24 protein-coding genes are annotated in these 23015 nt (G+C 56.6%); 7 read left to right on the top strand and 17 right to left on the bottom strand.

Features of this window, described 5'->3' with window-relative positions; genetic code table 11:
• Positions 1-8 precede the first annotated feature (8 nt).
• Together LARV_RS20395 and LARV_RS13720 are read right to left on the bottom strand one after the other, a co-directional pair.
• The gene (locus LARV_RS20395) at positions 9-362 is read right to left on the bottom strand and encodes a metal-sulfur cluster assembly factor (protein ID WP_075074165.1); all 354 of its coding nucleotides are present in this window, start codon (positions 360-362) and stop codon (positions 9-11) included.
• A 2-nt stretch (positions 363-364) separates the two neighbouring features.
• A complete protein-coding gene (locus LARV_RS13720; protein WP_075074164.1) occupies positions 365-997 on the bottom strand; it encodes a helix-turn-helix transcriptional regulator in 633 nt (210 codons plus the stop codon).
• Positions 998-1440: 443 nt separating this feature from the next.
• Here LARV_RS13720 and sufC point away from each other — a divergent pair, with 443 nt between their 5' ends.
• From sufC to LARV_RS13685, 7 genes are all read left to right on the top strand, one after another.
• Complete coding sequence (gene sufC / locus LARV_RS13715; RefSeq protein WP_075074163.1) at positions 1441-2217, top strand: Fe-S cluster assembly ATPase SufC; 777 nt, start codon at positions 1441-1443, stop codon at positions 2215-2217.
• Positions 2218-2249: 32 nt separating this feature from the next.
• Positions 2250-3662: a Fe-S cluster assembly protein SufB gene (gene sufB, locus LARV_RS13710; RefSeq protein ID WP_075074162.1), complete on the top strand. Its 1413-nt coding sequence runs from the start codon at positions 2250-2252 to the stop codon at positions 3660-3662.
• Between the two features lie 57 nt (positions 3663-3719).
• On the top strand, positions 3720-5084 hold the full coding sequence (gene sufD, locus LARV_RS13705; RefSeq protein WP_172797879.1) for a Fe-S cluster assembly protein SufD: 1365 nt from the start codon (positions 3720-3722) through the stop codon (positions 5082-5084).
• A 151-nt stretch (positions 5085-5235) separates the two neighbouring features.
• A complete protein-coding gene (locus LARV_RS13700; RefSeq protein ID WP_075074160.1) occupies positions 5236-5520 on the top strand; it encodes a hypothetical protein in 285 nt (94 codons plus the stop codon).
• A gap of 12 nt (positions 5521-5532) precedes the next feature.
• On the top strand, positions 5533-6777 hold the full coding sequence (locus tag LARV_RS13695) for a cysteine desulfurase (RefSeq protein WP_075074159.1): 1245 nt from the start codon (positions 5533-5535) through the stop codon (positions 6775-6777).
• Between the two features lie 14 nt (positions 6778-6791).
• Complete coding sequence (sufU, locus tag LARV_RS13690; RefSeq protein ID WP_075074158.1) at positions 6792-7190, top strand: Fe-S cluster assembly sulfur transfer protein SufU; 399 nt, start codon at positions 6792-6794, stop codon at positions 7188-7190.
• 2 nt (positions 7191-7192) lie between these two features.
• Positions 7193-7537 (top strand): non-heme iron oxygenase ferredoxin subunit, encoded by a 345-nt coding sequence (locus LARV_RS13685; protein ID WP_075074157.1) that lies wholly within the window; start codon positions 7193-7195, stop codon positions 7535-7537.
• A 50-nt stretch (positions 7538-7587) separates the two neighbouring features.
• Here LARV_RS13685 and LARV_RS13680 read toward each other — a convergent pair whose 3' ends face one another.
• The 15 genes from LARV_RS13680 to nuoF form a co-directional block, all read right to left on the bottom strand.
• Positions 7588-8226: a PIG-L deacetylase family protein gene (locus tag LARV_RS13680; RefSeq protein ID WP_172797878.1), complete on the bottom strand. Its 639-nt coding sequence runs from the start codon at positions 8224-8226 to the stop codon at positions 7588-7590.
• 15 nt (positions 8227-8241) lie between these two features.
• Entirely contained in the window at positions 8242-9042 is an 801-nt protein-coding gene (locus tag LARV_RS13675; protein WP_075074155.1) for a class I SAM-dependent methyltransferase, read from the bottom strand.
• Positions 9043-9140: 98 nt separating this feature from the next.
• Complete coding sequence (gene hypE / locus LARV_RS13670) at positions 9141-10220, bottom strand: hydrogenase expression/formation protein HypE (RefSeq protein ID WP_201785923.1); 1080 nt, start codon at positions 10218-10220, stop codon at positions 9141-9143.
• A 2-nt stretch (positions 10221-10222) separates the two neighbouring features.
• Positions 10223-11329 carry a hydrogenase formation protein HypD gene (hypD, locus tag LARV_RS13665; protein ID WP_075074154.1) on the bottom strand — a complete coding sequence of 369 codons (1107 nt, stop codon included), beginning with the start codon at positions 11327-11329 and terminating at the stop codon, positions 10223-10225.
• A gap of 6 nt (positions 11330-11335) precedes the next feature.
• Positions 11336-11611 carry a HypC/HybG/HupF family hydrogenase formation chaperone gene (locus tag LARV_RS13660; RefSeq protein WP_075074153.1) on the bottom strand — a complete coding sequence of 92 codons (276 nt, stop codon included), beginning with the start codon at positions 11609-11611 and terminating at the stop codon, positions 11336-11338.
• Between the two features lie 16 nt (positions 11612-11627).
• A complete protein-coding gene (gene hypF, locus LARV_RS13655) occupies positions 11628-13919 on the bottom strand; it encodes a carbamoyltransferase HypF (RefSeq protein ID WP_075074152.1) in 2292 nt (763 codons plus the stop codon).
• Positions 13916-14587, bottom strand: a complete 672-nt coding sequence (gene hypB, locus LARV_RS13650; protein ID WP_075074151.1) for a hydrogenase nickel incorporation protein HypB — start codon at positions 14585-14587, stop codon at positions 13916-13918. The genes hypF and hypB overlap by 4 nt, the downstream gene beginning before the upstream one ends.
• Positions 14584-14946: a hydrogenase maturation nickel metallochaperone HypA gene (gene hypA / locus LARV_RS13645; RefSeq protein ID WP_075074150.1), complete on the bottom strand. Its 363-nt coding sequence runs from the start codon at positions 14944-14946 to the stop codon at positions 14584-14586. Before hypA ends, hypB begins: the two co-directional genes overlap by 4 nt.
• An 81-nt stretch (positions 14947-15027) precedes the next feature.
• Entirely contained in the window at positions 15028-15504 is a 477-nt protein-coding gene (locus tag LARV_RS13640) for a cyclic nucleotide-binding domain-containing protein (RefSeq protein ID WP_075074149.1), read from the bottom strand.
• Positions 15505-15760: 256 nt separating this feature from the next.
• Entirely contained in the window at positions 15761-16261 is a 501-nt protein-coding gene (locus LARV_RS13635; protein ID WP_075074148.1) for a hydrogenase maturation protease, read from the bottom strand.
• Between the two features lie 58 nt (positions 16262-16319).
• Positions 16320-17747, bottom strand: a complete 1428-nt coding sequence (locus LARV_RS13630; protein WP_075074147.1) for a Ni/Fe hydrogenase subunit alpha — start codon at positions 17745-17747, stop codon at positions 16320-16322.
• A 10-nt stretch (positions 17748-17757) separates the two neighbouring features.
• The gene (locus LARV_RS13625; protein ID WP_075074146.1) at positions 17758-18300 is read right to left on the bottom strand and encodes an NADH-quinone oxidoreductase subunit B family protein; all 543 of its coding nucleotides are present in this window, start codon (positions 18298-18300) and stop codon (positions 17758-17760) included.
• Positions 18301-18334: 34 nt separating this feature from the next.
• Entirely contained in the window at positions 18335-20218 is a 1884-nt protein-coding gene (locus LARV_RS13620) for a molybdopterin-dependent oxidoreductase (RefSeq protein WP_075074145.1), read from the bottom strand.
• 183 nt (positions 20219-20401) lie between these two features.
• On the bottom strand, positions 20402-21337 hold the full coding sequence (locus LARV_RS13615) for a formate transporter FocA (RefSeq protein ID WP_236709978.1): 936 nt from the start codon (positions 21335-21337) through the stop codon (positions 20402-20404).
• 15 nt (positions 21338-21352) lie between these two features.
• On the bottom strand, positions 21353-23011 hold the full coding sequence (gene nuoF / locus LARV_RS13610) for an NADH-quinone oxidoreductase subunit NuoF (protein ID WP_075074144.1): 1659 nt from the start codon (positions 23009-23011) through the stop codon (positions 21353-21355).
• Positions 23012-23015 lie beyond the last annotated feature (4 nt).

The following is a 23015-nucleotide window of genomic DNA, read 5'->3' as shown; positions in this document are numbered from 1 at the left end:
ATCTGATCTCAAGAATAAAGTCCCCAATCTCCGCCCAGGCCTTCTTCCATCATGGAGAAGTCCCAGGCTTCCAGGCCCAGGTCGATTACGACCGGCAGGTTCAAGGCTTCTTCTGCTTTCTGGCGGGTCGTTTCGAGCATGGCCGGGCCATACGGGCAGAAGGGGGTGGTCAGGATCATTTTGAGGACGGTCTGATCGGGGTCGATGCGGACGTCGCGAATCAATCCGAGTTGAATGATATTCAAACCAATCTCCGGATCGACAATTTCACTCAACTTGGCGCGAAGCTGTTCGCACTGTTCGGGATGATCGGCTTCCGCGCCCCAGGGGGGCCGGTTGGTGCCGGGTTGTCCGTTGAACATGGCTAATTCTCCGATTTGTTTTCTGCCAAACCTTGAATCACGTAAGTGCAGTGGGTATCCCCACGCAGCACACACTGGATCTTTTCGGCGGGAATCTCCAAAACCGTGGAGATCAGGGTCTGATCCACGTTGCAGACTTCGGGGTGGCTCTGACCCACGTGATAATACGGGCAGGTAATTTCGTGAATTTGATATTGCGAACCCTGCTTTTCCCATTGGACCGAAAAGCCCTCTTCACCGAGTAATTTTTGGATCAGATCCAAACGCTCTTCGATGTTCATACCGCGCGCTTCGCGCTTCACACTGGAGGCCAGATCCACTGCGATCTCCGTGAAGATCTTGTTGACCACCGGGGCAGGCAGGCTTTCCTTGATCTGGTCAAGCAGCCGGTTCGTCAGGCGCAGATAATTGGTCGGGAAACGCTCCAGGCCCTTTTCGGTTAGAAAATAGACCAGGCGTGGGCGGCCGACGCCGTGGCGCTCTTCCTCGGCATTGACAAGCCCTTCGGCCTGCAGACTGGTGAGATGATGGCGTACCGATATGGCGTTGATGCCAACCGCGTCCGCCAGATCCGTGATGGTTGCGCGTGGGTTTCCTAACAGGGTTTGTAAAATTCGATCACGTGTGCTTTTCATAGGCATTTTTACCTACAATTCATTCCTATCCATACGGCAGTATATCACAGGCGATCGAAATATGTCAATATACTAGATTTTTATCCTAAATATTCGCTAATGGATCTCTTGAGAGCCCGGGATAATAAATTGGTTTTGCTCTAGAAAAAATTAGGTGCGCGACGTCCGCCACAACCCCAGCATCGGATCTACTCTCCCTGGACGGTCCATCAAATCGGGTAGAAAGGGATAATTTGGCAGCCTTCACTTGATTTTGACTGCCTTCATGGGGGCAGGTTGGGGGAAAGACCGGCATGAAACATTATCGCAATAAACTAGAATAATATATAAAATATTGACCCTTTTACGGGGGTGTGCTATAATCGGGTCTGCCAGTGGGGAGAATGGTTCTCCCGGGATTTACTGGCGCTGAGGTTGAACTTTTATTAAGGAGTTATGCTTCGATGTCGGACCTGACTATTCGCAACCTGCATGTTAGTATTGCCGGAAAAGAGATCGTAAAAGGTCTTAATTTAACGATTCCGCAGGGCGAAGTGCATGCAATCATGGGCCCCAACGGCACCGGTAAATCAACGCTGGCTTACACTTTAATGGGCCACCCTTCTTATGAAGTTACGGAAGGTGAAGTTTTGTTCGGCGATACCAACATTCTTGGATTGTCGCCCGATGCCCGCAGCCGGATCGGTATCTTCCTGGCTTTTCAATACCCGGTTTCCATCCCGGGCGTAACCGTGGCCAATTTCCTGCGTTCAGCCGTGAATGCTCGCCGCCGCGCTGAAAACCCGGAGGACAAGGGTATTCCGATCCCCGAGTTCCGCAAACTGTTGAAAGAGAAAATGGCTTATTTGAAGATGGATCCTGCTTTTGCAGGCCGCTATCTCAATGAAGGTTTTTCTGGCGGCGAGAAGAAGCGCGCGGAAATTCTACAGATGGCCATGCTCAAACCGGGCATTGCCATTCTGGATGAAACGGATTCGGGCCTGGATATCGACGCGCTTCGAATCGTATCGGAAGGCGTGAACGCGCTTCGCGGCCCGGACCTGGGTGTGCTTGTGATCACGCACTACCAACGGATTTTGAACTATATCAAGCCGGATGTCGTCCATGTCATGATGGACGGCCGCATCGTCGAATCGGGCGATGCCGAACTGGCTTTGCACCTTGAAGAGCACGGCTATGAATGGGTGCGTGAAAGACTCGAGAACGGCGCCGCAGCCTGATTAACGGTTTTGGCCGTTTGAAGGAGGATTTTATGGGTTCCACATCCGAAGAGAAAATCCTGGAAGGTCTTGGCGAATATAAATACGGGTTTAGCGATCCCGATGTTTCGGTTTTTAAGACCCGCAAAGGTCTGGATGAAAATGTCGTCCGGCAGATTTCCGCCCAAAAAGGCGAACCGCAATGGATGCTGGATTTCCGCCTGAAAGCGTTGGCGCATTTCCAAAAGCGTCCGATGCCCACCTGGGGTGCGGATATCTCCGGCCTGAACCTGGATGAGATTTACTATTATGTGCGCCCGATGGAGGCCGCCGGAAAGAATTGGGATGATGTGCCCGATTCGATCAAGAAAACCTTCGACCGTCTGGGCATTCCCGAAGCGGAACGCAAGTTCCTGGCGGGCGTCGGCGCGCAGTATGAATCGGAAATGGTCTATCACTCCATCCAGGAACAACTGTCCAAACAGGGCGTCATCTTCCTGAGCATCGAGGACGGCCTGCGCCAGTATCCGGATATTTTCCGCGAGCATTTTGGCACGGTCATTCCCATTGAGGATAACAAATTCGCTGCCCTGAACAGCGCGGTCTGGTCCGGCGGGTCGTTCGTCTATGTGCCCAAAGGTGTGAAGGTGGATCTGCCTTTGCAGGCCTACTTCCGTTTGAACATCGCCAACATCGGGCAGTTCGAACGCAGCCTGATCATCGCCGACGAGGGCGCCCAGGTGCACTACGTGGAAGGCTGCACGGCTCCGCAGTATTCGACGAACTCGTTCCACAGCGGTGTGATCGAGATCATCGTCAAGAAGGGCGCGCGCGTGCGCTACTCGACCATCCAAAACTGGTCGACCAACGTGTATAACCTGGTCACCCAGCGCGCCATGGTGCACGAAGGCGGCACGATGGAATGGGTGGACGCCAATCTGGGCTCGAAGGTGACGATGAAATATCCTTCCTGTTACCTGGTCGGCGAGGGCGCTCACGGCGAGATTCTTTCCATGGCGTTCGCCGGTCCCGGACAGGTTCAGGACGCCGGCGGCAAGATGATCCATTTTGCGCCCAACACCAGCAGCAAGATCACTTCCAAATCCATCAGCAAGGCCAACGGGCGGGCTTCCTATCGCGGTATGGTCAAAGTCTATCCTGGCGCGACCAATGTGCGCTCCAATGTGGTCTGCGATGCTTTGCTGCTCGATCCGCAATCGCGCTCGGATACCTATCCGGTCATCGAAGTTGATGAAGAGGACGTGAGCATTGGCCACGAGGCCTCTGTTTCCAAGGTAGGTGAGGAGCAGTTGTTCTACCTGATGAGCCGCGGGTTGTCCGAGGAAGAAGCGACCACCATGGTTGTTTCGGGCTTCATCGAGCCGCTGGTCAAAGAGCTGCCGATGGAATATGCTGTGGAAATGAACCGCCTGATCCAGCTTCAAATGGAAGGTTCGGTTGGTTAATCGAATAAACGGGGCGGCTGCCCTGGAAGTATGCCGAAGGTTGAGGTCAATTTATTTATGACGAGCGAAAAACCTCAGATCATTACGCGAACACGGCGGGGCGAAACGCCCGTCGTTCAGAAATTCCCTTTCACGCGCGACCAGATTCCGACGCAGGATGCCAGCGAGAAGGTCGTCGAATTTCGCCAACACGCCTGGGAGCAGTTCGAACTGCTGCCCATGCCGGCGTTAACGGATGAAGCCTGGCGGCGAACCGATCTGCACGGGCTCATCACGGATGGGCTGCGAATTCCGGCCAGAGGCGCCTATCTGGATCTGGCGCCCCTGCCTGACCAGCTCTTGAAACCGATGGCGGACGGCGAACATGCCGGCGAGGTGATCCTGATGCCCGGCGGGTCGAAAACCAGCCTGGCGGAAGAGCTGGTTCAAAAAGGCGTGGTGTTTACCGATATCCGGACCGCCGAGCAGCGCTATCCGGCCATTCTGGACCGCTTCATGGCGAAGGCCATGGTGAAACCGGAAGCGGGAAAATTCGCCGCCTTATCCCTGGCTCTGGCTAACACCGGTATGCTGCTCTACATCCCGCGCGGGGTGGTGATCGAACAACCATTGCACAGTCTGTTGTGGGCGCCCGGCGTGGGTCTGGCGCATATTTCCAATGTGCTGGTCTGGCTGGAAGACGGCGCCTCGGCAACCCTGGTGCACGAATCATCCTCGCCAACCGAGAATGGCCAATCCATGCACGCCGGCACCGTCGAAATCTACGTCGGTCAGGATGCCAGCCTGCATTTCGTCGAGCTTCAATCCTTTGGCGAGCATATGTATAACTTCACCCACGAACGCGTACAGGTGGCCGACAATGGCAACCTGGACTGGGTGTTCGGCGCGATTGGCGGTCGGTTGACCAAGAATTTCTCTGACCTCGACCTGGTGGGCAGGGGCGCTTCGGGACGCATGTCGGGCTTCTACTTCACCGAGCATCACCAGCACCTGGATTACGACTCGCAGCAAAACCATCTGGCGCCGAACACGACCAGCGATCTGCTGTTCAAGGGCGCACTGATCGATCAAAGCCGCGCGGTCTGGCAGGGGATGATTTATGTGGCACCCGAAGCGCAGAAGACCGACGGTTATCAGGCCAACCGAAACCTGATCCTCAGTCACGAGGCGCGCGCCGATTCGATCCCCGGGCTGGAGATCCTGGCAGACGATGTCCGCTGCACCCACGGGGCCACGGTGGGTAAGATCGATAACGAACAGGTATTTTACCTGCGTTCGCGCGGCATCGAAAAAGTGGAGGCGGAGCGCCTGATCGTCGAGGGTTTCTTCGAACCGATCATGCAACGCATTCCTTTCGAGGGCGTCCGGCAGCGTTTTCAAGAAGCAATTCATACCAAGATGGCATCCTATCTTGGCCTATAAGCCAACAGGACTTTAAAAATGGAATACACCCCTTCTCCTGTTGACCAAAAGGAAAAACAGGAGAAGGGTTTTCCATAAAAATGCCCTTCAAGGGCAGATATGCTAAAATAAATGACACTGAGTTTGTATTTTTCCTGTAGGAGAGTAGCGTATGTCGCCAGTTCCTTTTATGCGCCCTCCCGATTCTGATAATTCTTATGAAGTCGGGGATACAGTTGAGGTATATTGTGACCATGAGAAAGGTGGGCAGCGTATTCGCGGCTGGCTGAAGGGGATTGTCGTTCAAGTGGATTCGAAAATGGTGGCCGTGCAATTCCGTTCGAATGTCTATTTGACAGACGGCTGGATGGTTCCGGACCATATTCTCTGGTATCCACTCACTTCACCCCATATTCGCTCTGTACAACGCAAGCCGTCCAAGGCGGACATTCTCTAGATCGGAATAACGATGAATTCAACCAGTCTCACTCCAGACGAAATTACTCGAATTCGAGAGGATTTTCCAATTCTCAAACGCGAGGTTCATCCAGGCGTTCCGCTGGTCTATCTGGATTCAGCCGCAACATCTCAAAAGCCCGCCAGCGTCATCGAAGCCATGAATGCTTATTACCGGCATTCGAATGCGAACATCCACCGCGGGATCCACGTGCTGGCTGAGGAAGCCACGGCGATGTACGAAGAAGCTCGCCTGAAAGTCGCCAAATTCATTCATGCCCGCAGCGAGCGGGAAGTGATCTTCACCCGCAATACCACCGAATCGATCAACCTGGTGGCCTATACCTGGGCCAGGGCCAACCTGAAAGCCGGCGATCTGATCATTTTGACCGAGATGGAACATCATTCCAACCTGGTGCCCTGGCAAATGTTGGCTGCTGAACGCCAGATCCGGCTCGAATTCATCCCGGCGACGGACGACGGTCTGCTCGATCTGGAGATCTACCGCCAGTTGCTGTCTCAAAATCCGAAACTGGTATCCTTTACGCACGTTTCGAACGTGCTGGGGACGATCAACCCGGCCAAAGAGATCATTCGCCTGGCGCATGCCGCCGGCGCAGTGGCGCTGGTCGATGGGGCCCAATCCGCGCCGCATTTCGCGGTCGACGTCCAGGATCTTGATGCGGATTTCTACGCGTTCTCGGGACACAAAATGGTCGGTCCCACGGGGATTGGCGTTTTATACGGCAAGGAAGCCATCCTGAATGCCATGCCGCCCTTCCTGGGCGGCGGTGACATGATCAAGAAGGTCGAACTGCGCAGCTTCAGCGCCAATTCGCTGCCGCATAAATTCGAGGCGGGAACCTCCTGCATTGCCGAAGGAATTGGCCTGGGCGCGGCAGTCGATTATTTGAGCGGGGTTGGGATGGGCCGGATCGCCGCCTACGAGCATGTATTGACACAGTACGCGCTTGACCGGCTTTCCAAGGTCACCGGCCTGACCGTCATTGGCCCGTCCGCGGATCGTAAAGGCGGCGTCGCGGCATTCACGCTGGCCGATATTCACCCGCACGATGTCTCGCAGTTGCTGGATCGGGACGGCATTGCCGTCCGCGCCGGCCACCACTGCGCCATGCCGCTGCACCAGCGCTACAATTTGCCGGCGACCACGCGCGCCAGTTTTTACCTCTACAATACGCGCGCAGAGATCGACCACCTGGTCCAATCGTTGGAACGTGTAAAGAAATTATTCGCTTAGGCAGGATGAGTTCGATGGACGACCTATATCGAGAAGTAATCATCGAGCGGTATAAAGAACCGCAATTCAAAGGCGAACTGGATCCGCACGATGTCACATTCGAGGACGAAAACCCGCTGTGCGGCGATCACATACGGATCGATTTGCGGGTGGATGAAAATAACAAAATCACCGAAGCGGCTTTCAGCGGTCACGGCTGCGCCATCTCGCAGGCTTCGGCGGATCTGCTGATCGAATCGATCATCGGGAAATCACTGGATGAGGTCAAGCAGCTCAACAAGCAGGATATCCTCGACCTGTTGGGCATCGAGCTGGGGCCGGTGCGCTTGAAATGCGCCCTGCTGTCGTTGAAGGTTCTCAAAGCGGGGGTGTACGGCCTGGGCGAAGCCTCCGATGATCTGGTTGAGGGGTGATCATGACCGAAATCGATCTGGCTGCTTATGATTTCATCGAAATTGCCACAGTCGAGGAATTACCCAACGGCGACCGCATTTTTCTCGACATCGGCGACCAGCCGGTCGTGGTGTTCAACATTGCCGGCACTTATTTTGCCATTGGCGATGTCTGCACGCACGATCACGGCCCACTGGGGGACGGCGAGTTGGACGGCTTCGAAGTGATCTGCCCGCGCCACGGCGCGCGCTTCGACGTGCGCTCCGGGAAAGCCACCCGGCTGCCCGCGGTCGCGCCCACACCGACCTATCCGGTGCGCGTGACGGATGGAAAAATCGAGATCGGCCTCCGCCGAGACGGGAAGTAAACAAAAGCCCTGCTTGAAAAAGCAGGGCTTTTTTGAAGATCAAATGTACCTCACGAAAGGCTGCCGAAAGCGCCGACGATCCGCAGGATGTCGAACCCTTCCGCATAAGGCCTTTCGGCCAGCGCGCCGTTGCGAACCAGGGTGGCGCGTGTGACCGGTTCGCTGAAGTAATATTTCTCCGCGTACGTCTTATACTGGCGCAGGGAGGTTACTTTTCGATCGACGTCTGCTTCGCTCACTTCGACCAGAAAAGAGGGGAAGAAGCCGTAGCTGCTGCGAATGACATCGAAACCCAGCACGGTCGTGCCGCGAAACGCGCGCAGACCTTCCTCGGTAACCGTGCCGTGATCCTGGTGGATGTCGGCCTTGGTGTGAACGAAGACGATCTCCGGATGGTAGGTGTGGTTCAACTGGATGAGGAATTCCAGGATCTCCTGGCGGGCGTGTGGGAAACGGCGGGTTTCGAATGGCCCGAGCACGACGTGATCCCTGGGTACGCCCAGGGTCTCCATCGAACGGTAATGTTCCTCGACCAGATTACCGAGCAGCGGATTCTTCTGGTTATCAGAGAGCGTTACACACATGACTTCGGTCCGATCGGCAATGTGGGCGATCAACGCGCCGCAACCCAGCTCGATATCATCCGGATGAGCGCCGATGAACAGAACTTTCCGCCCAAAAAAAGTCATATCGTGGTTCATAGACTATTTGGTTGCAATAAAACCGCCAACCACCTTGGTCATCACCAGTTTGCCCTCAGCAGCCAGGCGCCGGGTTGCGACCGCGTTGATCTTTTCCATCAGGGCTTCGAATTCATCCGGCCCGTTGAACAGAGAGGTCCACAGTTTGCGGTCCTCGGACAGCGAGGCGCGGGTGTAATCCATGAAGGGCTCGACGGTTTCGAAGACGAGCGGATTTTCGAAGATGTGCACTTCGACTTTACAGAAAGTCTCGCGGATCGAACTGAGAATGGCGCTGCCGTAGCGCGAGCTGCCCGGCATCGGTGGGATGGGCTTGTTCGTGGCTTCCTTGATGATGTCGTAGAAGAGCTGCTTGTTCTCGGGCATGGGCCCGGTGGTGAAGAGGCGGCCGCCCGGCGCCAGGACGCGGTGCATCTGGCGAATGGTGAAGGGAATATCCTCGGCGTAATAGATGGCGAAACAGCAGGAGAGCAAATCGAAGCGGTTTTCACCCAGCGGGAACGGCTGGTTGAAGTTCAAATCCATGAATTCGATGTGCGCTTTCTGATCCACGGCTTCCTTGCGAGCCTGGGCCAGCAGTTCTTTGGAGACATCGCCGCCCAAAATCTCGACCTCGCCATTGAGGAAATGATAGAAAGAGAAGCATTGTTTTCCGGCGCCGCAAGCGACATCCAGAATTTTCATGCCTTTATTGAGCTTCAACAATCCCAGCATCCACTGGTCGATATCCCGGCTGCCGAATTTGGAATGAATGTCGATGCGCTTCAGCAGATCCGAAGTGGTTTCTTTGTAGTTGATTTTCATGGGTCCTCTATTCAGTTGTTGGCTCAAGGATCAATCGAGCGTAAGTATAAATTGGATCGAAAGATTGTCAAGCCCGATGGCGCGTCAGATTACACCGCTTAACAAATTCGGGGCAGCATTTCGCCGGCCAGGACGTCCAGAATGCGCGTCCCGCCGATAAGCGTCTTCATCAGAACGCGCGCAGCCGGGTCGGCCTTGACCTGGCCGATCCGCACGGCTTCCTCTCCATACTGCGTGCGGTGCATGGCGTCCAGGGCGGCTTGAGCTTCCTCCGCCGGGACGATGACGATCAGCTTGCCTTCGTTGGCCACGTAAAGCGGATCGAAGCCGAGCATGTCGCAGGCCGCGCGCACGGCTGCATGGACCGGAACATCCTGCTCGCGGATCTCGATGCAGACCTGACTCTGCTGGGCGATTTCGTTTAGCGTGGTCGCCAGGCCGCCGCGGGTCGGGTCGCGAAGCACGTGTACGTGCGGGGCGGCTGCCAGCAGGTTCTGAATCAGCTTGTTGAGCGGGGCCACATCCGAGCGAACGTCCGCGTCGAAACCCAGTTCGCCGCGCGCCGAGAGCACTGCGATGCCGTGGTCGCCCAGCGCGCCGGAAATGATGACGGCGTCCCCGGGGCGGGCCAGTTCACCGCCAATTTCACGGCCGTCCGGAATCCAACCGATGCCGGCGGTATTGATGAACAGCCCGTCGGCCTTACCGCGTTCGACAACCTTGGTATCGCCGGCGACGATCTGCACGCCCGCTTCCTGGGCTGCGGCTCGCATCGAAGCGGTGACACGCTCCAGCGTCTCGACGGGCAGGCCTTCTTCGATGATAAATCCGGCCGTGAGATACAGGGGCAGCGCGCCGGCCATGCTGACGTCATTGACCGTGCCGCATACCGCCAGGCGCCCAATATCGCCGCCGGAAAAGAACAACGGGCTGACAATGTGCGAATCTGTCGAAAGCGAAATACGGCCTTTCAGCGCTGCATCCGCTGGGAGGGGAAAAGAGGCGAAGTCGTTGGACTGGGCCAGAATTGGATTCGAGAAAGCGGGCGCGAACACGCGGGCGATCAGTTCCTGGGTCATGCGGCCGCCGCTGCCGTGCCCCATGACGATTTGATCGTCGTGGCGCATGGGCAGCGGGCAGACCGGGCCCTCGAATGCGGGAAGTTTATTTTCGGTCATGATTATTTCTTCGCGACACTTTCCATCTGGCGATGATAGCGGAAATAAGCCGAGCAGGCGCCTTCGGAGGAAACCATCGGCGCACCCAGCGGATTATCCGGCGTACACAGCGTTCCGAAGGCGGAACACTCGTGGGGTTTCTTCAGGCCGCGCAGGATTTCTCCGGCGATGCACAGCGGCGATTCCTGAGTTTGAATGTGGCCGACATCGAAGCGGTTTTCGGCGTCGAATCCGGCAAATTCCGGTGTCAATCCCCAGCCGCTCATCGGGATTGTGCCGATGCCGCGCCAGTTGCGGTCCACAGGCTGGAAAACGCGCCGCAGCATGGCCTGCGCCGCCTGGTTGCCTTCCCGGGTCACAACGCGGGAATAGGCGTTTTCCACTTCGTGCGTGCCCTTTTCAAGTTGCCTGACGGTCATCAAAATGCCCTGGGCCAGATCGAGGGGTTCGAAACCTGTGACGACGATCGGGACGCCGTATTGGTCGGCGATGGGTGGGTACTCCCAGTAGCCCATCACCGCGCAGACATGCCCTGCTGCCAGGAAGCCCTGCACGCGGTTATCGGGCGAGCCCAAAATGGCGTGCATGGCCGGCGGAACGCAGACATGCGAGACCAGCAGTGAATAATTCTTCAATCCCATGGCTTTGGCCTGCAGCACGCTGGCGGCGTTGGCCGGAGCCGTGGTTTCGAAGCCGATGGCGAAAAAGACGACCTGTTTGTCCGGGTTTTGTTGGGCAATCTTGACCGCGTCCAGGGGCGAATAGACCACGCGTACCTGAGCGCCGGCGGCCTTGATCGAGAACAAATCCTGGTTGGAACCCGGCACGCGCAGCATATCGCCAAACGAACAGAAAATTACCTCCGGGCGGGAGGCGATGGCCAGGCCTTTATCGATCAGTTCAAGCGAGGTCACGCACACCGGGCAGCCCGGCCCGTGGACGAGTTCGATTTGCCGGGGCAGGAGCTGGTCGAGGCCGGATTGCAAAATGGCATGTGTCTGGCCGCCGCAAATCTCCATGATGACCCAATCGCGAGTCACCGTGCGACGGATTTCAGCGATAACGCGCTGGACCAGGTCGCCGTTCCGGAAGGCTTGTGAGAATTCCATGGCAGCTCACATTCCCGCTGAGGAAATTTCAGTATCGTCGAGGCCAAGCTCAGCCTCGATATTGGCAATTTCGTTCAGGGTATCCAGCGTTTCCCGGGCTTCTTCTTCGCTGAGTAGATTGAGCGCGAAACCGGCATGGACGATGGTGTAATCGCCAACTTTGGCCTCAGGAAGTGCTTCCAGGCAGGCTTCGCGGGTGACACCGCCAAAATCGATCCGGCCCATGCGCAGGCTGTTTTGATCGTAAATTTCAGTGATCTTTCCTGGAATTGCAAGACACATATTTCACCTCTACCTGTTAATTCACCTGACTCCTGGCTGCAATCAACGCCTGGCCCAGGGCCAGCCCGCCGTCATTGGTGGGCACGCGTTGATGATGGAGCACTTCAAATCCGGCCTGGCGCAGGAGATCGATCGTGCGACCCAGCAGGGTTATATTTTGCCACACACCGCCGCTCAATGCAACCACCCTGCAGCCGGTGCGCTGGCGAACGTTCTGGCAGGCCTCGAGCAACACCACGGCCACGCCGTTGTGGAAACGAGCCGCCATGCGGGGCTGAGAAACCCCGGCCCGCCAATCGGCGATCAGTTCATCCCACATGGGGGAGGGGTCGATTTCATCCGCGCGCAGATCGAAAGTATAGCGTTTCGTCTCGGCTCGATCCACCCGGGCCTCCATCTCGATGGCAGCCTGGCCTTCATAAGTCGCGGTCTGGCGAATTCCCATCAGAGCTGAAGCGGCATCGAACAGGCGCCCCATGCTGGAGGTATTCGGCGTGTTCAGATGGTGTTCCAACTGGCCGCGCAGCGCGGTGCGCTCTTCCATGCATAAATCTTCGGCGGGCGGCAGATCCGGTTCCCACTCCCGGCCGACAGCCCACAAATGCGCCAGCGCCATGCGAGCGGGCTTGCGCACCGAAAGGTCGCCGCCTGCCAGGGGCGCGTATTTCAGATGGAACAGGCGCTGATAGCCTGTGTAACCGCCCAGCAGCACTTCACCGCCCCAGATGGCCCCGTCGGTGCCGTATCCCGTGCCGTCCAGGCTCAGGCCGATCACCGGTTCATCCGAAGTCCAGCGATTGTCGGCCAGGCAGGCCGCCAGGTGGGCGTGGTGATGTTGAATCTGAACGAGCGGTAGGCCTTCGCGCTGCGCGCGTTCCTGTGCATATCGTGTAGCCAAATAATTGGGATGCAGATCGCACGCCAGGAGTTCGGGTTTCACGCGAAAAAGGCGCTGATAATGCTCGATGCCTTCTTCGAAGGAGCGCAGCGTCTCATAATTCTCGAGGTCGCCGATGTGATGGCTGAGAAATGCGTAATCGCGGTTGGTGAGGCAGAACGTATTCTTGAGCTCGGCCCCGGTTGCCAGGATCGGCGGCAGGTTCCCGCCAAGCTGGATGGGATCGGGCGCGTACCCGCGCGCGCGGCGCATGAAATACGGCCTGTCCGCGAACACGCACAGCACCGAATCATCCGTGCGCATGTGAATTTCACGGTTGTGCAGCAGGAAGCCGTCCGCCAGCGCCGAAAGGCGTTCATCGGCATCTCCGTCCTGATAGGCGATGGGTTCTTCGCTGAGGTTGCCGCTGGTCATCACCAGCACATCCGGGTAACCGGCTTCCGGCTCGAGCAGGAGCAGGTGGATGGGGGTGTAGGGCAGCATGATCCCCAGCGTGCGTTGGCCGGGGGCAACCTGCGGAGCGATGCCGGGATCCGCTCGTTTTTCCAGCAGGACGATTGGCGCCTGTGGAGACTCGAGCAATTTCCGTTCCGATGGTTCGATCCGGCAATATTTCTGGATCGCCTCGAGCGAGGTGGCCATAAGCGCAAAGGCTTTGTCGCTGCGCTTTTTGCGGCGGCGCAGCTCGTCCACGGCGATTGCGTTGGTGGCGTCGCAGGCCAGGTGAAAACCGCCCAGGCCCTTGATGGCCAGAATTTTGCCATCCCGCAGCCATCGCCGCGCCATCTGGATGGCATCTTCGCGCTCCGCCAGTTTCTTCCCGCCGGCTGTGAACCAGACCTGAGGCCCGCAATCGGAGCAGGCAACCGGCTGGGCATGAAAGCGCCGGTTGAGCGGGTCGTGGTACTCGCTTTCGCAGTCCGGGCACATGGCAAATGGGGCCATGGTCGTCTTCGGGCGGTCGTAGGGGATATCCTTGATGATGGTGAAGCGCGGGCCGCAGTTGGTGCAGTTGATGAAGGGATAGCGATAGCGCCGGTCGGAAGGATCGAATAACTCCCGGCGGCAGTCAGCGCAGGTGGCCATATCCGGCGACACCGGAATGAACTCGCCGGGTTGGGGTTTTGAATCCAGAATCTCAAATTTGACCGCGCCATTTGGAGCGATCTCTTCGGTTGCGATCTCGTCGATACGCGCCAGGGGTGGCGGATTGTTCTGCAGATGCTCGCAGAATACCTGCACGCCGGCCGGGGAGCCGTTGATTTCGATTTCCACCCCGCTGGAGGTGTTACGCACCCAGCCAGTCAGGTTGTTCTTCACCGCCAGGCCATATACGAAAGGACGGAACCCAACCCCTTGAACGATTCCGCGAACGCGAATTCGCAGTCCGACCAGTTCCTGTGCGGTCATTTTCCTTTGAGTTCAGCGGTCCGGTTGATCAACCAGTCCACCCAGGCATTGATCCCTTCACCCGTCGTGCAGGAAACCGCAAAGGTGGTTAATCCCGGATTGAGAATCTCGACGCCCTTGCGGAAATAATCCATGTTGAAACGCACGTACGGCAGCAGATCGATCTTGTTGATGATCAACACATCCAGGCCGCGATAAATGGCCGGATACTTATAAGGCTTGTCGTCGCCTTCCGGAATGCTGGCGACGAGCACGTTGGCATGCGTCCCAAGGTTGAAGGCCGCCGGGCAGACCAGATTGCCAACGTTTTCGACGATCAGGAAATCGAGGTTTCCCAGGGGCAATTGGTTCAGGCCGCTGTCGATCATCGGCGCATCCAGGTGGCAGTCGCCGCCGGTGTTGATCTGCACGGCCGGCATGCCGGCGTCGGTGACGCGATCCGCGTCGATGGTGACCGGCGCGGTATCACCTTCGATGACGCCTAAATTCAGGCGACCGGAAAGAGCCTTGATCGTTTGCAGGATCAGGCTGGTTTTCCCGGCGCCGGGAGAAGCCATCAGGTTGATCGAAAAGACTTTGGATTGGTCCAATCTTTTCCGGTTCAAACCGGCGACAGCGTCATTGGCGCTGAGAATTTTCTCCACAACAGGCACACGGTTAACGGTCATACGGGTTCTCCAGTTTCCTTTTCGATCTCGATGCTTTCCAACCAGAATTCATCACCCGAGATCACTTTCAAATTGATACTGCCGCAGTGTGGGCAGGGAGCCAGTTCGTCTTTCATTTCAAAATCCGTATTGCAGTCGAGGCAGTGCAAACGGGCCGGCACGCGGTCGAAATGCAACTTCGCGCCTTCGGAAAGCGTGTCCTGACTGATGATGTCCCAATAAAACTCGACCGAATCATCCACAATGCTGGATAATCGACCGATTTTGATATAGATACCTGTTACTTTGGTCGCACCGGCTTCGCTTGCATGCCGGTTGGCAATTTCAAGAATACTCTGGGTTACAGCCAGTTCATGCATAGCCTGTTGATTTTACCATTAAAAGAGGCCGGTTGATTTACGGAAGACGGGATTGGCCGAATCATCAACCTGCGGTTGGTTTCATTCCGGGTTATGAAGGAGTTGTTCCATCAACTGAATGCGCGTAGTCAATAACCGGCTGGCGACCACATTCGAAATTCGCTTCATGATGATAAAGCCAAGGGATGGATCTTCCTCGCACATCTGAGACAGGTTATTGCTGTCCAGCTCGAGGTAATTGCAATCGACCAGTGCCACGGCAGTGGCCGTGCGCTGGCGCACCATCGGCGTCAGGCTGGACCAGCCGACGATATCCAGGGGTTCAGCCGTAAAGATGCGCACCTTGTCCCGGCCGGGAATTTGGATATCGAGTCCAAGTTCGCCGTCGAGCAGGATGTACGTATTCCCTTCAGGATCCCCTTCATGGAAAAGGGCTTCGCCTTCGAGCAGGTGCTGGACTGAGGCAATATTCGCAAGCCCTTCGAGCTGGCTTTCGGATAATTCCAAAAACCAGGGGATCGTCTGAAGAATTTGCTGAAGTTCAGCTTGCCTGAACATATCAGTCCTTTCGATCTTAATTGAACCTGTTGTTGTAAACTGCAATGATTTCAACCCGCGCCACCTATAAACAGATCACTCTGTCTCTGGACATTCGTCCTTCGACCCATTTGACTTGCCCACTGCCTGTAACCAAAATGGTGCAGAACCTGGGCGCCCCCTTAATTCAGCTTAAGTTTATGCTTGCCGGAATGAAATCACAAGGTTCAAAAGTCATGATAACTGACGCGAGTTGTCAAGTTAGATATCGTCAATTCTAACGAGGAAGATGATTTTTCAACCAATCCAGGATCCGATCAACGGCCTGATCGAGTAACGCCTGAGTTGGGTCGCTCAGAGTCGATGAGAAACCGAATTCATAACCCCGAATGGAAACCAGAATGGCGGCTGGTTTTTTCGCATAAAGCGTCTCGCAAAGCGAGAGACAGCTCTCCGGGGTCAGATGGTGGGTGAGGGGCGAGGATTGAAATTGCGCGGATACTTCGCGCCAGGCGATTTCTTCAGGAATGGCCCCGGTATGCGCATCGATGAAGAAAACCTGGTCGTATTGCGATATTTCCTCCGCCATTTCCGGTTTCAATTGCAGATCGAACCAGAGGTCCGGATTTTGACCCGAAGGCAAAAAGCCTTCGTCCTCGGCGGAGGGCAGCGGACGGTTCAGCGCTTTCGCAAGGCGCAGCAGGGCCTGATAACCAACGCCGTCATCCTGTCGATCGGGGTTGCCGTACCCCAGGATGAGGACGCGAGGGAGATTCAAATCTTCTCTCCCCCGATCGGGGGAGAGAAGATTATTAGTTTGAGAATGAAAAATCGGGTCAGTCACGAGATATTTTCTGAATCAGGTTGCCCTGTGCATCGATCATCTCGATGATGATGGGCATCTGACCGACCGCGTGGGTTGAGCAGGAAAGGCACGGATCGTGCGCGCGCACAGCGGCTTCGACGCGGTTGAGCATGCCTTCGGTGATGTGTGGGCCGGTGATATACGTCTTGGCGACGCTGTCGACCGCCTCGCTCATCGCCCAATTGTTGTGGCCGGTGGCGACGATCAGGTTGACGTGTTCGAGTTGGCCGTTGGCATTGGCTTTGTAGTGGTGGATCAGCGTACCGCGTGGCGCTTCAATGACGCCCACGCCTTCACCCTTGGGGTCCTGGCGGGTGTTCAGGATATCCGTGCTGAGGATGTCCGGGTCGTTGAGGAGCACGGCCACGTTTTCCGCGGCGTAGAGGGCTTCGATCAGGCGGGCGTAGTGATAATACAACGTGTTCTCGACCGGGCGACCGGCATTGATCGACTTCCAGATCTTGTGCTCTTTGTTGGCCAGCGGGGTGTCGATCTGATCCGAAGTGTTCAGGCGGCCCAGCGGACCGACGCGGTAAACGCCCTTCGGCCAACCCAGCTTCTTGTAGTAGGGGAACTTGAGGTAGGACCAGGATTCGACGTGTTCGGCAATGTAATCAAGGTAATCACTGCCGTCGAATTTTTCCAGTTGATCGCCGTTCACATCCACCAGGCGCACCTGGCCGTCGTACAACTCCAGGCTGTTGTCGGACGTCACCAGGCCGAGGTAACCGGATTTGAGGGGCGCAAATTTGGCGACGTCCTCGGCGTTGCGCTGCACCCAATCCTTGATCACCGAGATGCCGATCTGGATGGTCTGGATGCTCTCATCGAGACCGGCCAGAATCTTCTCACGGTCGGCGCTGGTCAAGGCTTTGTTCACGCCGCCGGGGATGGCAAAGTTCGGATGGATGCGGCGTCCGCCCAACGTGCTGATGATCTCCTGACCGTATTTGCGCAGGCTAACGGCCTTGACCGCCAGTTCGGGATTGGCCTGAATGATGCCGACCACATTGCGAATGGCGGGATCAGCATCAAAACCCAACAGGAGATCCGGACCTGCCAATTCAAAGAAATGCATGCCGTGGCTCTGGATAACCTGGCCCATGTGCATCAATTCGCGCAGCAAACTTGCCGGACGCGGCGGCGGGCAGCCGAGAGTTTCATCGGCGGCCTTGGCGGCAGCCAGGTGATGGCTGACCGGGCAGATACCGCAAATGCGCGGGGTGATGAGGGGCATTTCGAATACCATGCGGCCTTCGCAAAACTTCTCGAAACCGCGGAATTCGTTGACATGCAGGTAAGCGTGGTCTACTTTGCCGGTGTCATCCAGGCGAATGGTCACTTTGGCGTGACCTTCGATGCGAGTTACGGGTTCAATCGTGATTTTTTGTGCAACCATGCTTTACCTCCTAATGCCAATGCAGCTTATCGCCGATGATTTCAGGCTTGCGCCCCTGGGCCAGCTCGCTGAGCACGTAGAAAATCGTGTCCGCATCCGGCGGGCAACCCGGAACGAAGATATCCACGGGCACGACATCGTTCAGTGCCTTGACCTTTTGCGGGACGGCCAGTTCGGGGTCATCCGGGATCTTGCCTTCCGCGTCGGTGCTTTCAGTCTCGACATAAGCGCGGCGCAGGGAATCGTCAATCTTGAACAGGTTGCGCATGGCGGGAACGCCGCCAAAAACAGCGCAATCACCCAGCGCAACCAGCAGGCCGCAGCGGCTGCGCATTCTCTTGGCTACTTCTTCATTGGCCGAGTTGTTAACGGCGCCTTCGAGAATGCCCACATCCACGCCGCTTTCATCCGGCTCTTTCAAATCGGTAATCGGGGTCGCGCGCAGGTCTGTGAGTTCGGCAACCTTGATGATGCGTTCATCGATATCCAACAAAGACATATGGCAACCAGCGCAGCCGGCTAGCCAATCGCTTGCAATTTTGGGTTTACCCATTGTGTTTCTCCTCTCGTAATGCTAAGCCATCCACCTAAGCAACCAGCGCAACGGCCGGCGTGCGCGCCACCAATTCGGCTTTCCAATCGCCCTTGACATCACATCCCAAAGCTGCGGCCAGGGTCTCGATCGCCTTCAGGTTGGTGTAAATGCCCTGCGGGGCCTTCAAACTGGGGTGGGCCTCCTGCAGACGGCCTTCCAGGTTGAGATAATGCCCTTCGAGCTCTGCCCAGGTTTCCACTGGCAGGATGACATCCGCGTGATCCGCAAGCGGAGTAGCGTACGCAGTTTGAACCACAACGAAGGGGATGCCTTTGAGCTGGTCTTCGATCTTCTGAGTCGAGAAATCATCTCCCAGGGCCACGAAAACAGCCTTGTGGCCATTGAGTTTGAACTCGGCGTCCAGATGCAATTGGGATGCAGCCAATGAGTTCGCGCCGCCCTTCAGGCCAATGACAACGCCATTCACCGAGGCAGCCAGATCGACCAGGGCCTTCAGTTCGGCTTCGTCGATGCCCTTGCCGAAGACAAAGACCGGGTGTCGGGCTTCGGCGATCAATGCCGCTGCGGCCGTGATTTCAGGTGAACCCTTCTTCTGGGCCAGGGCGATCAGTGTGTCCTTCATGCCGCCCTTCGCGGGTTTGATGGTCGCGTCGGCGGCCAGGTCCAGGCCATTGGCCTCGGAATCGACCAGGATGAGCTTGGTGCCGTGCGGTTGGGCGCGCTTGATGAAGAAGCCAGCCACTTCGTGTTCCTTCACCAGATCGACACCGGCGACGACAACACAATCGGAAGAATCCAACGCGTTGAGATCGCCTTCGAAGGATTTGCCCAGTTTTTCAGCCAGATTGGCGGCTGCGACAGTCGACAGGCCTTCTTCGAGGGTGGTGACCAGATCGCTCTTCAGGTCTTCCCCGAAGAGTTTCTTGAAAGCATACAGCGCTTCGGCAGGCAGACGGGTGGATGCCAGCGCGGCGACGCCAGATTTCTTACCGGCAAGCGGCTTGACCTGAGCGGCGATGGTTTTCATGGCTTCGTCCCAGGAAACGGGTACGAGCGCGCCGTCTTTGCGGACCATGGGGTTGGTGATGCGGTTGCGTTTCTCATCCATCGGGAAGAAACGCCCGACTTTGCAAATGACCCCGCCATTGACGGCAGCTTCCCAGTCGCCCTTGACGCGCACCATTTGGTTGTCGCGGGTCTCGACCGTCACACCGCAGCCAATCGAGCAGCCCAGGCAGACCGTGTCGGTCTTCTCGACCTGGATCTCATGGCCTCTATAAGAGCTCTGGCGTTCGATGATGGCGCCGGTGGGGCATACCTGAACGCAGGAACCGCAGGAAATGCAGCTTGATTCACCCAGCGGCGTGGATCCCAGGTCCGCGATCAGCATGCTCAAAGAGCCGCGTTCTTCGAAGCCCAGGGTGAAATTACCCACCAGTTCGCCGCAGGCGCGCACGCAGCGCCGGCAGAGGATGCAGCGGTTGTTATCCAGGATGAAGTAAGGGTGAGAGGCATCCACGGGGTACGGAGTCCAGTTGGGCTGGAGCTGCCAATGGGTCATGCCCTCTTTATAGGCCGCATTTTGTAATTCGCAATCGCCGCCACTCATTTCGCAGAACGGGCAGAAGTGGTTGCGTTCGCTAAAGATAAGAGTTAAGACAAATTTTCGGGCGGCCTTGACTTTTTCGGTGCTGGTGTTGATGACCATATTATTGCTGGCCGGCAGCGTACAGGCCGGCTGCAGGGTGCGGAAACCCTGAACCTCCACCAGACAGAGGCGGCAGCCGCCATAAGGCTTCAAGTAGGGATGGTCGCACAGTGTCGGGATATCAGCGCCGGCCATTTTGGCGGCCTGCAAAACTGTGGTGCCTTCCGGGACCTGAATTGTCTTTTCATCAATAGTGACGTTGATCATTTGAACTCCCTGATGCTTCAAATGGGATTAGTGTTGATATCGGAATGGTTCCGTGGTTGAACAAGATAAAAGGTGCGGGGCTTTCTTCCTTGTCAGTGTAGCAAAAGGGCATGGGATTTGCAGGTGCCTTCTTTCCTTGACGGAGCTGCAATAAATACCCTTTGGCTATCCAAATTCTGATGATTAGGAAAGCTCCTTTCCGTTGGTGGAAACCTGAGACTTGTGATCGTTCCTCAGGTAGACGAACCAGTACACTCCTCCGACCATAATGGCTCCACCGATGATATTCCCGATCGTGACCGGCAGCAGGTTCTTGATAAAGAAATTGCCCCAGGTCAGGTTGGCAAAATCGGCGGCCGTTTTGCCGATCGTCTCGAAAAAGGACGCACTTCCCCAGTTCTTGATGAACAGACCGACGGGGATGAAATACATGTTCGCGACACAGTGTTCGAAACCGGCGGCGACGAACGCGGTGATGGGCGGAATGATGGCCATGATCTTGTCGGTTGTGCTGCGCGCCGAGTAGGTCAGCCACACGGCCAGGCAAACCAATGTGTTGCACATGATGCCGGAAGCCAACGCGGGGAAGAACGACACCCCGGCTTTGGCATTGGCCGTGTTCAAGGCCGCCAACCCGATAGCGCCGTTTCCCTGCAGATACTGATTGGTCGCCACCATGATCAGGGCCGTCAGGATCGAGCCGACGAAATTTCCCAGATAGACGATGCCCCAATTGCGCAGCAGCTGCTTCAGGGTGATCTTCCGGCTCATGAAGGCCATGATGATCAGGTTGTTTCCCGTAAACAGTTCCGCTCCGCCAACCACAACCAGGATCAGGCCCAACGAAAAGGCGATACCCGCCAGCAGGCGAGTGAGTCCGTAGGGCAGAGCGGCGGTGGCGCTAAACAGGTCAGGCCCGCCTTTGATGGAAATGCTTCCAGCGCTGACAGTGTTGGAGAAAATGGCTCCCAACGCAATGAACGCGCCTGCCAGGATCGCCAGCACGAACAGCTTGCTGGCAGCCAGGTTGGCCTTTTTCACGCCGATGGTTTCTGCCTTTTGAGCCATATCGGAGGGCAGGAGGGCGTCGATAGAGAATTCGCCATTCATACTGGTCATAAAGAGTTCAAGCGCTCAGGCAACCTGAGGCGCTTTTTCCTTCTTGATGTAAGGTTTCATCGGGCAAACACCGGCCGGGCAAACTTTCAACCGGATATGTGCTTCGACTTCGGCGCGGAAATACTTGAGGATATCCGTCAGAGGCGTACCCGCCGTTTGACCCAGACCACAATTCGACATTTGAGCCATGTTGCTGCTCAATTCGAGCAGAGTATCCAGGTCTTTCAGGCTGGCCGTTCCTTCAGTGATGGAGGTCAGGATATCGAAGGCGCGCTGGGTGCCGATGCGGCACGGGTTGCACTTTCCGCAGCTTTCGACGCGGAAGAAGTTCAACAGCGTCTTTGCCAGATCGACCACACAGGTGTCCTCATCGCAGATTAGCAGGGCGCCTGAACCCAACGCCACCCCGGCTTTGCTGAAGGAGTCGAAGTCCATGGGAGTATCTTGCAGGCTGGCCGGGATAACCGAGCCGCTCGAGCCGCCCGTTTGCGCCAGCTTGAAAGAGGAACCCTTCTTCATGCCTTTGGCGTAAATGGTGACGATTTCGCGCAGGGTAATTCCCATGGGCACCTCAACCACGCCGGTGACATTGACGTTGCCCAGCATGGTGTAGACCTTTGTGCCGGGCGAGCTGGGTGTACCAAAGGAACGGTACCAGATTGCCCCGTGGCGCAGGATGGCCGGAACATTGGCCAGCGTTTCGACGTTGTTGACCAGGGTTGGCATGCCCCACAAACCATTGGTGGTTGGGAAGGGCGGGCGAGCGCGGGGAATGCCGGGTTTCCCTTCGATAGATTCGATCAGAGCCGTTTCCTCACCGCAGATATAGGCGCCAGCGCCGCTGTGGATGTGGATGTCGAAGCTGAAATCGGTATCGAAGATGTTCTTCCCCAGGAAACCCATCTCGCGCGCTTTCAGGATAGCCCGGAACATGCGTTCCTGGGCCAGCGTGTATTCGCCGCGGATGTAGATATACCCTTCCGAAGCCCCGATGGTATAGCCGGCGATGGTCATGGCTTCGATGATGCTGTGCGGATCCCCTTCCAGGATGAGCCGATCCTTAAAGGTGCCCGGCTCGCTTTCATCGGCATTGCAGACGACATATTTCTTCTTGCCGTTTGCCTTGGAGACGAACTTCCATTTTGTGCCGGTCGGGAATCCCGCGCCGCCGCGGCCGCGTAAACCGGATTTTTCGAGTTCGGCGATTACATCCGCGGGCGTCATGGTCGTGAGGGTTTTCACCAGGGCCTGATATCCGTCGTGGACGATATAATCCTCGATGCTTTCCGGATCGATGATGCCGGCTCGCTCGAGAACGATGCGTTGTTCCGCCGGGAGCGTGCCTTTACGGGCCGATAACCAGGCGATGCGACCGGTCATTTCCTTGATCGGAGCCTGCATGCCGGCCGCGATGCGCCCTTTGTAAAGATGTTCTTCAACCAGCGTATGGACGTTATCGATCGTCACCGGCCCATAAATGACGGCTTCGGGGTAAACAACAACCAACGGATCCGCATCATGCCGGCCAATTTCATTCACCATTCCAAGCGATACTTCTTCTGTGAGTCCAAAAGCGGCGATTTCTTCTTCCAGCTTGGCATAAACCTGCTTCGCGCCCCGTTCAAGACTCAAGGGATCGCCAGACACCAGTACCATAGCTCGATAAGTTTTCATTGGT

The sequence above is a fragment of the Longilinea arvoryzae genome (assembly GCF_001050235.1).
Lineage (GTDB): Bacteria > Chloroflexota > Anaerolineae > Anaerolineales > Anaerolineaceae > Longilinea > Longilinea arvoryzae.
Note: the sequence above shows the minus strand (reverse complement) of the source record. Positions and strands in the feature narration are given on the sequence as shown.

Coding starts and splice junctions, on each gene's coding strand:
- LARV_RS13660 (WP_075074153.1), bottom strand. CDS start 11,611: ATGTGTCTTGCAATTCCAGGAAAGATCACTGAAATTTACGATCAAAAC.
- LARV_RS13615 (WP_236709978.1), bottom strand. CDS start 21,337: ATGACCAGTATGAATGGCGAATTCTCTATCGACGCCCTCCTGCCCTCC.
- LARV_RS13625 (WP_075074146.1), bottom strand. CDS start 18,300: ATGGGTAAACCCAAAATTGCAAGCGATTGGCTAGCCGGCTGCGCTGGT.
- LARV_RS13675 (WP_075074155.1), bottom strand. CDS start 9,042: ATGAAAATCAACTACAAAGAAACCACTTCGGATCTGCTGAAGCGCATC.
- LARV_RS20395 (WP_075074165.1), bottom strand. CDS start 362: ATGTTCAACGGACAACCCGGCACCAACCGGCCCCCCTGGGGCGCGGAA.
- hypB (WP_075074151.1), bottom strand. CDS start 14,587: ATGACCGTTAACCGTGTGCCTGTTGTGGAGAAAATTCTCAGCGCCAAT.
- hypF (WP_075074152.1), bottom strand. CDS start 13,919: ATGACCGCACAGGAACTGGTCGGACTGCGAATTCGCGTTCGCGGAATC.
- hypA (WP_075074150.1), bottom strand. CDS start 14,946: ATGCATGAACTGGCTGTAACCCAGAGTATTCTTGAAATTGCCAACCGG.
- sufB (WP_075074162.1), top strand. CDS start 2,250: ATGGGTTCCACATCCGAAGAGAAAATCCTGGAAGGTCTTGGCGAATAT.
- nuoF (WP_075074144.1), bottom strand. CDS start 23,011: ATGAAAACTTATCGAGCTATGGTACTGGTGTCTGGCGATCCCTTGAGT.
- LARV_RS13630 (WP_075074147.1), bottom strand. CDS start 17,747: ATGGTTGCACAAAAAATCACGATTGAACCCGTAACTCGCATCGAAGGT.
- LARV_RS13620 (WP_075074145.1), bottom strand. CDS start 20,218: ATGATCAACGTCACTATTGATGAAAAGACAATTCAGGTCCCGGAAGGC.
- hypD (WP_075074154.1), bottom strand. CDS start 11,329: ATGGAATTCTCACAAGCCTTCCGGAACGGCGACCTGGTCCAGCGCGTT.
- sufC (WP_075074163.1), top strand. CDS start 1,441: ATGTCGGACCTGACTATTCGCAACCTGCATGTTAGTATTGCCGGAAAA.
- LARV_RS13680 (WP_172797878.1), bottom strand. CDS start 8,226: ATGACTTTTTTTGGGCGGAAAGTTCTGTTCATCGGCGCTCATCCGGAT.
- LARV_RS13700 (WP_075074160.1), top strand. CDS start 5,236: ATGTCGCCAGTTCCTTTTATGCGCCCTCCCGATTCTGATAATTCTTAT.
- LARV_RS13685 (WP_075074157.1), top strand. CDS start 7,193: ATGACCGAAATCGATCTGGCTGCTTATGATTTCATCGAAATTGCCACA.
- sufD (WP_172797879.1), top strand. CDS start 3,720: ATGACGAGCGAAAAACCTCAGATCATTACGCGAACACGGCGGGGCGAA.
- sufU (WP_075074158.1), top strand. CDS start 6,792: ATGGACGACCTATATCGAGAAGTAATCATCGAGCGGTATAAAGAACCG.
- LARV_RS13720 (WP_075074164.1), bottom strand. CDS start 997: ATGAAAAGCACACGTGATCGAATTTTACAAACCCTGTTAGGAAACCCA.
- LARV_RS13695 (WP_075074159.1), top strand. CDS start 5,533: ATGAATTCAACCAGTCTCACTCCAGACGAAATTACTCGAATTCGAGAG.
- hypE (WP_201785923.1), bottom strand. CDS start 10,220: ATGACCGAAAATAAACTTCCCGCATTCGAGGGCCCGGTCTGCCCGCTG.
- LARV_RS13640 (WP_075074149.1), bottom strand. CDS start 15,504: ATGTTCAGGCAAGCTGAACTTCAGCAAATTCTTCAGACGATCCCCTGG.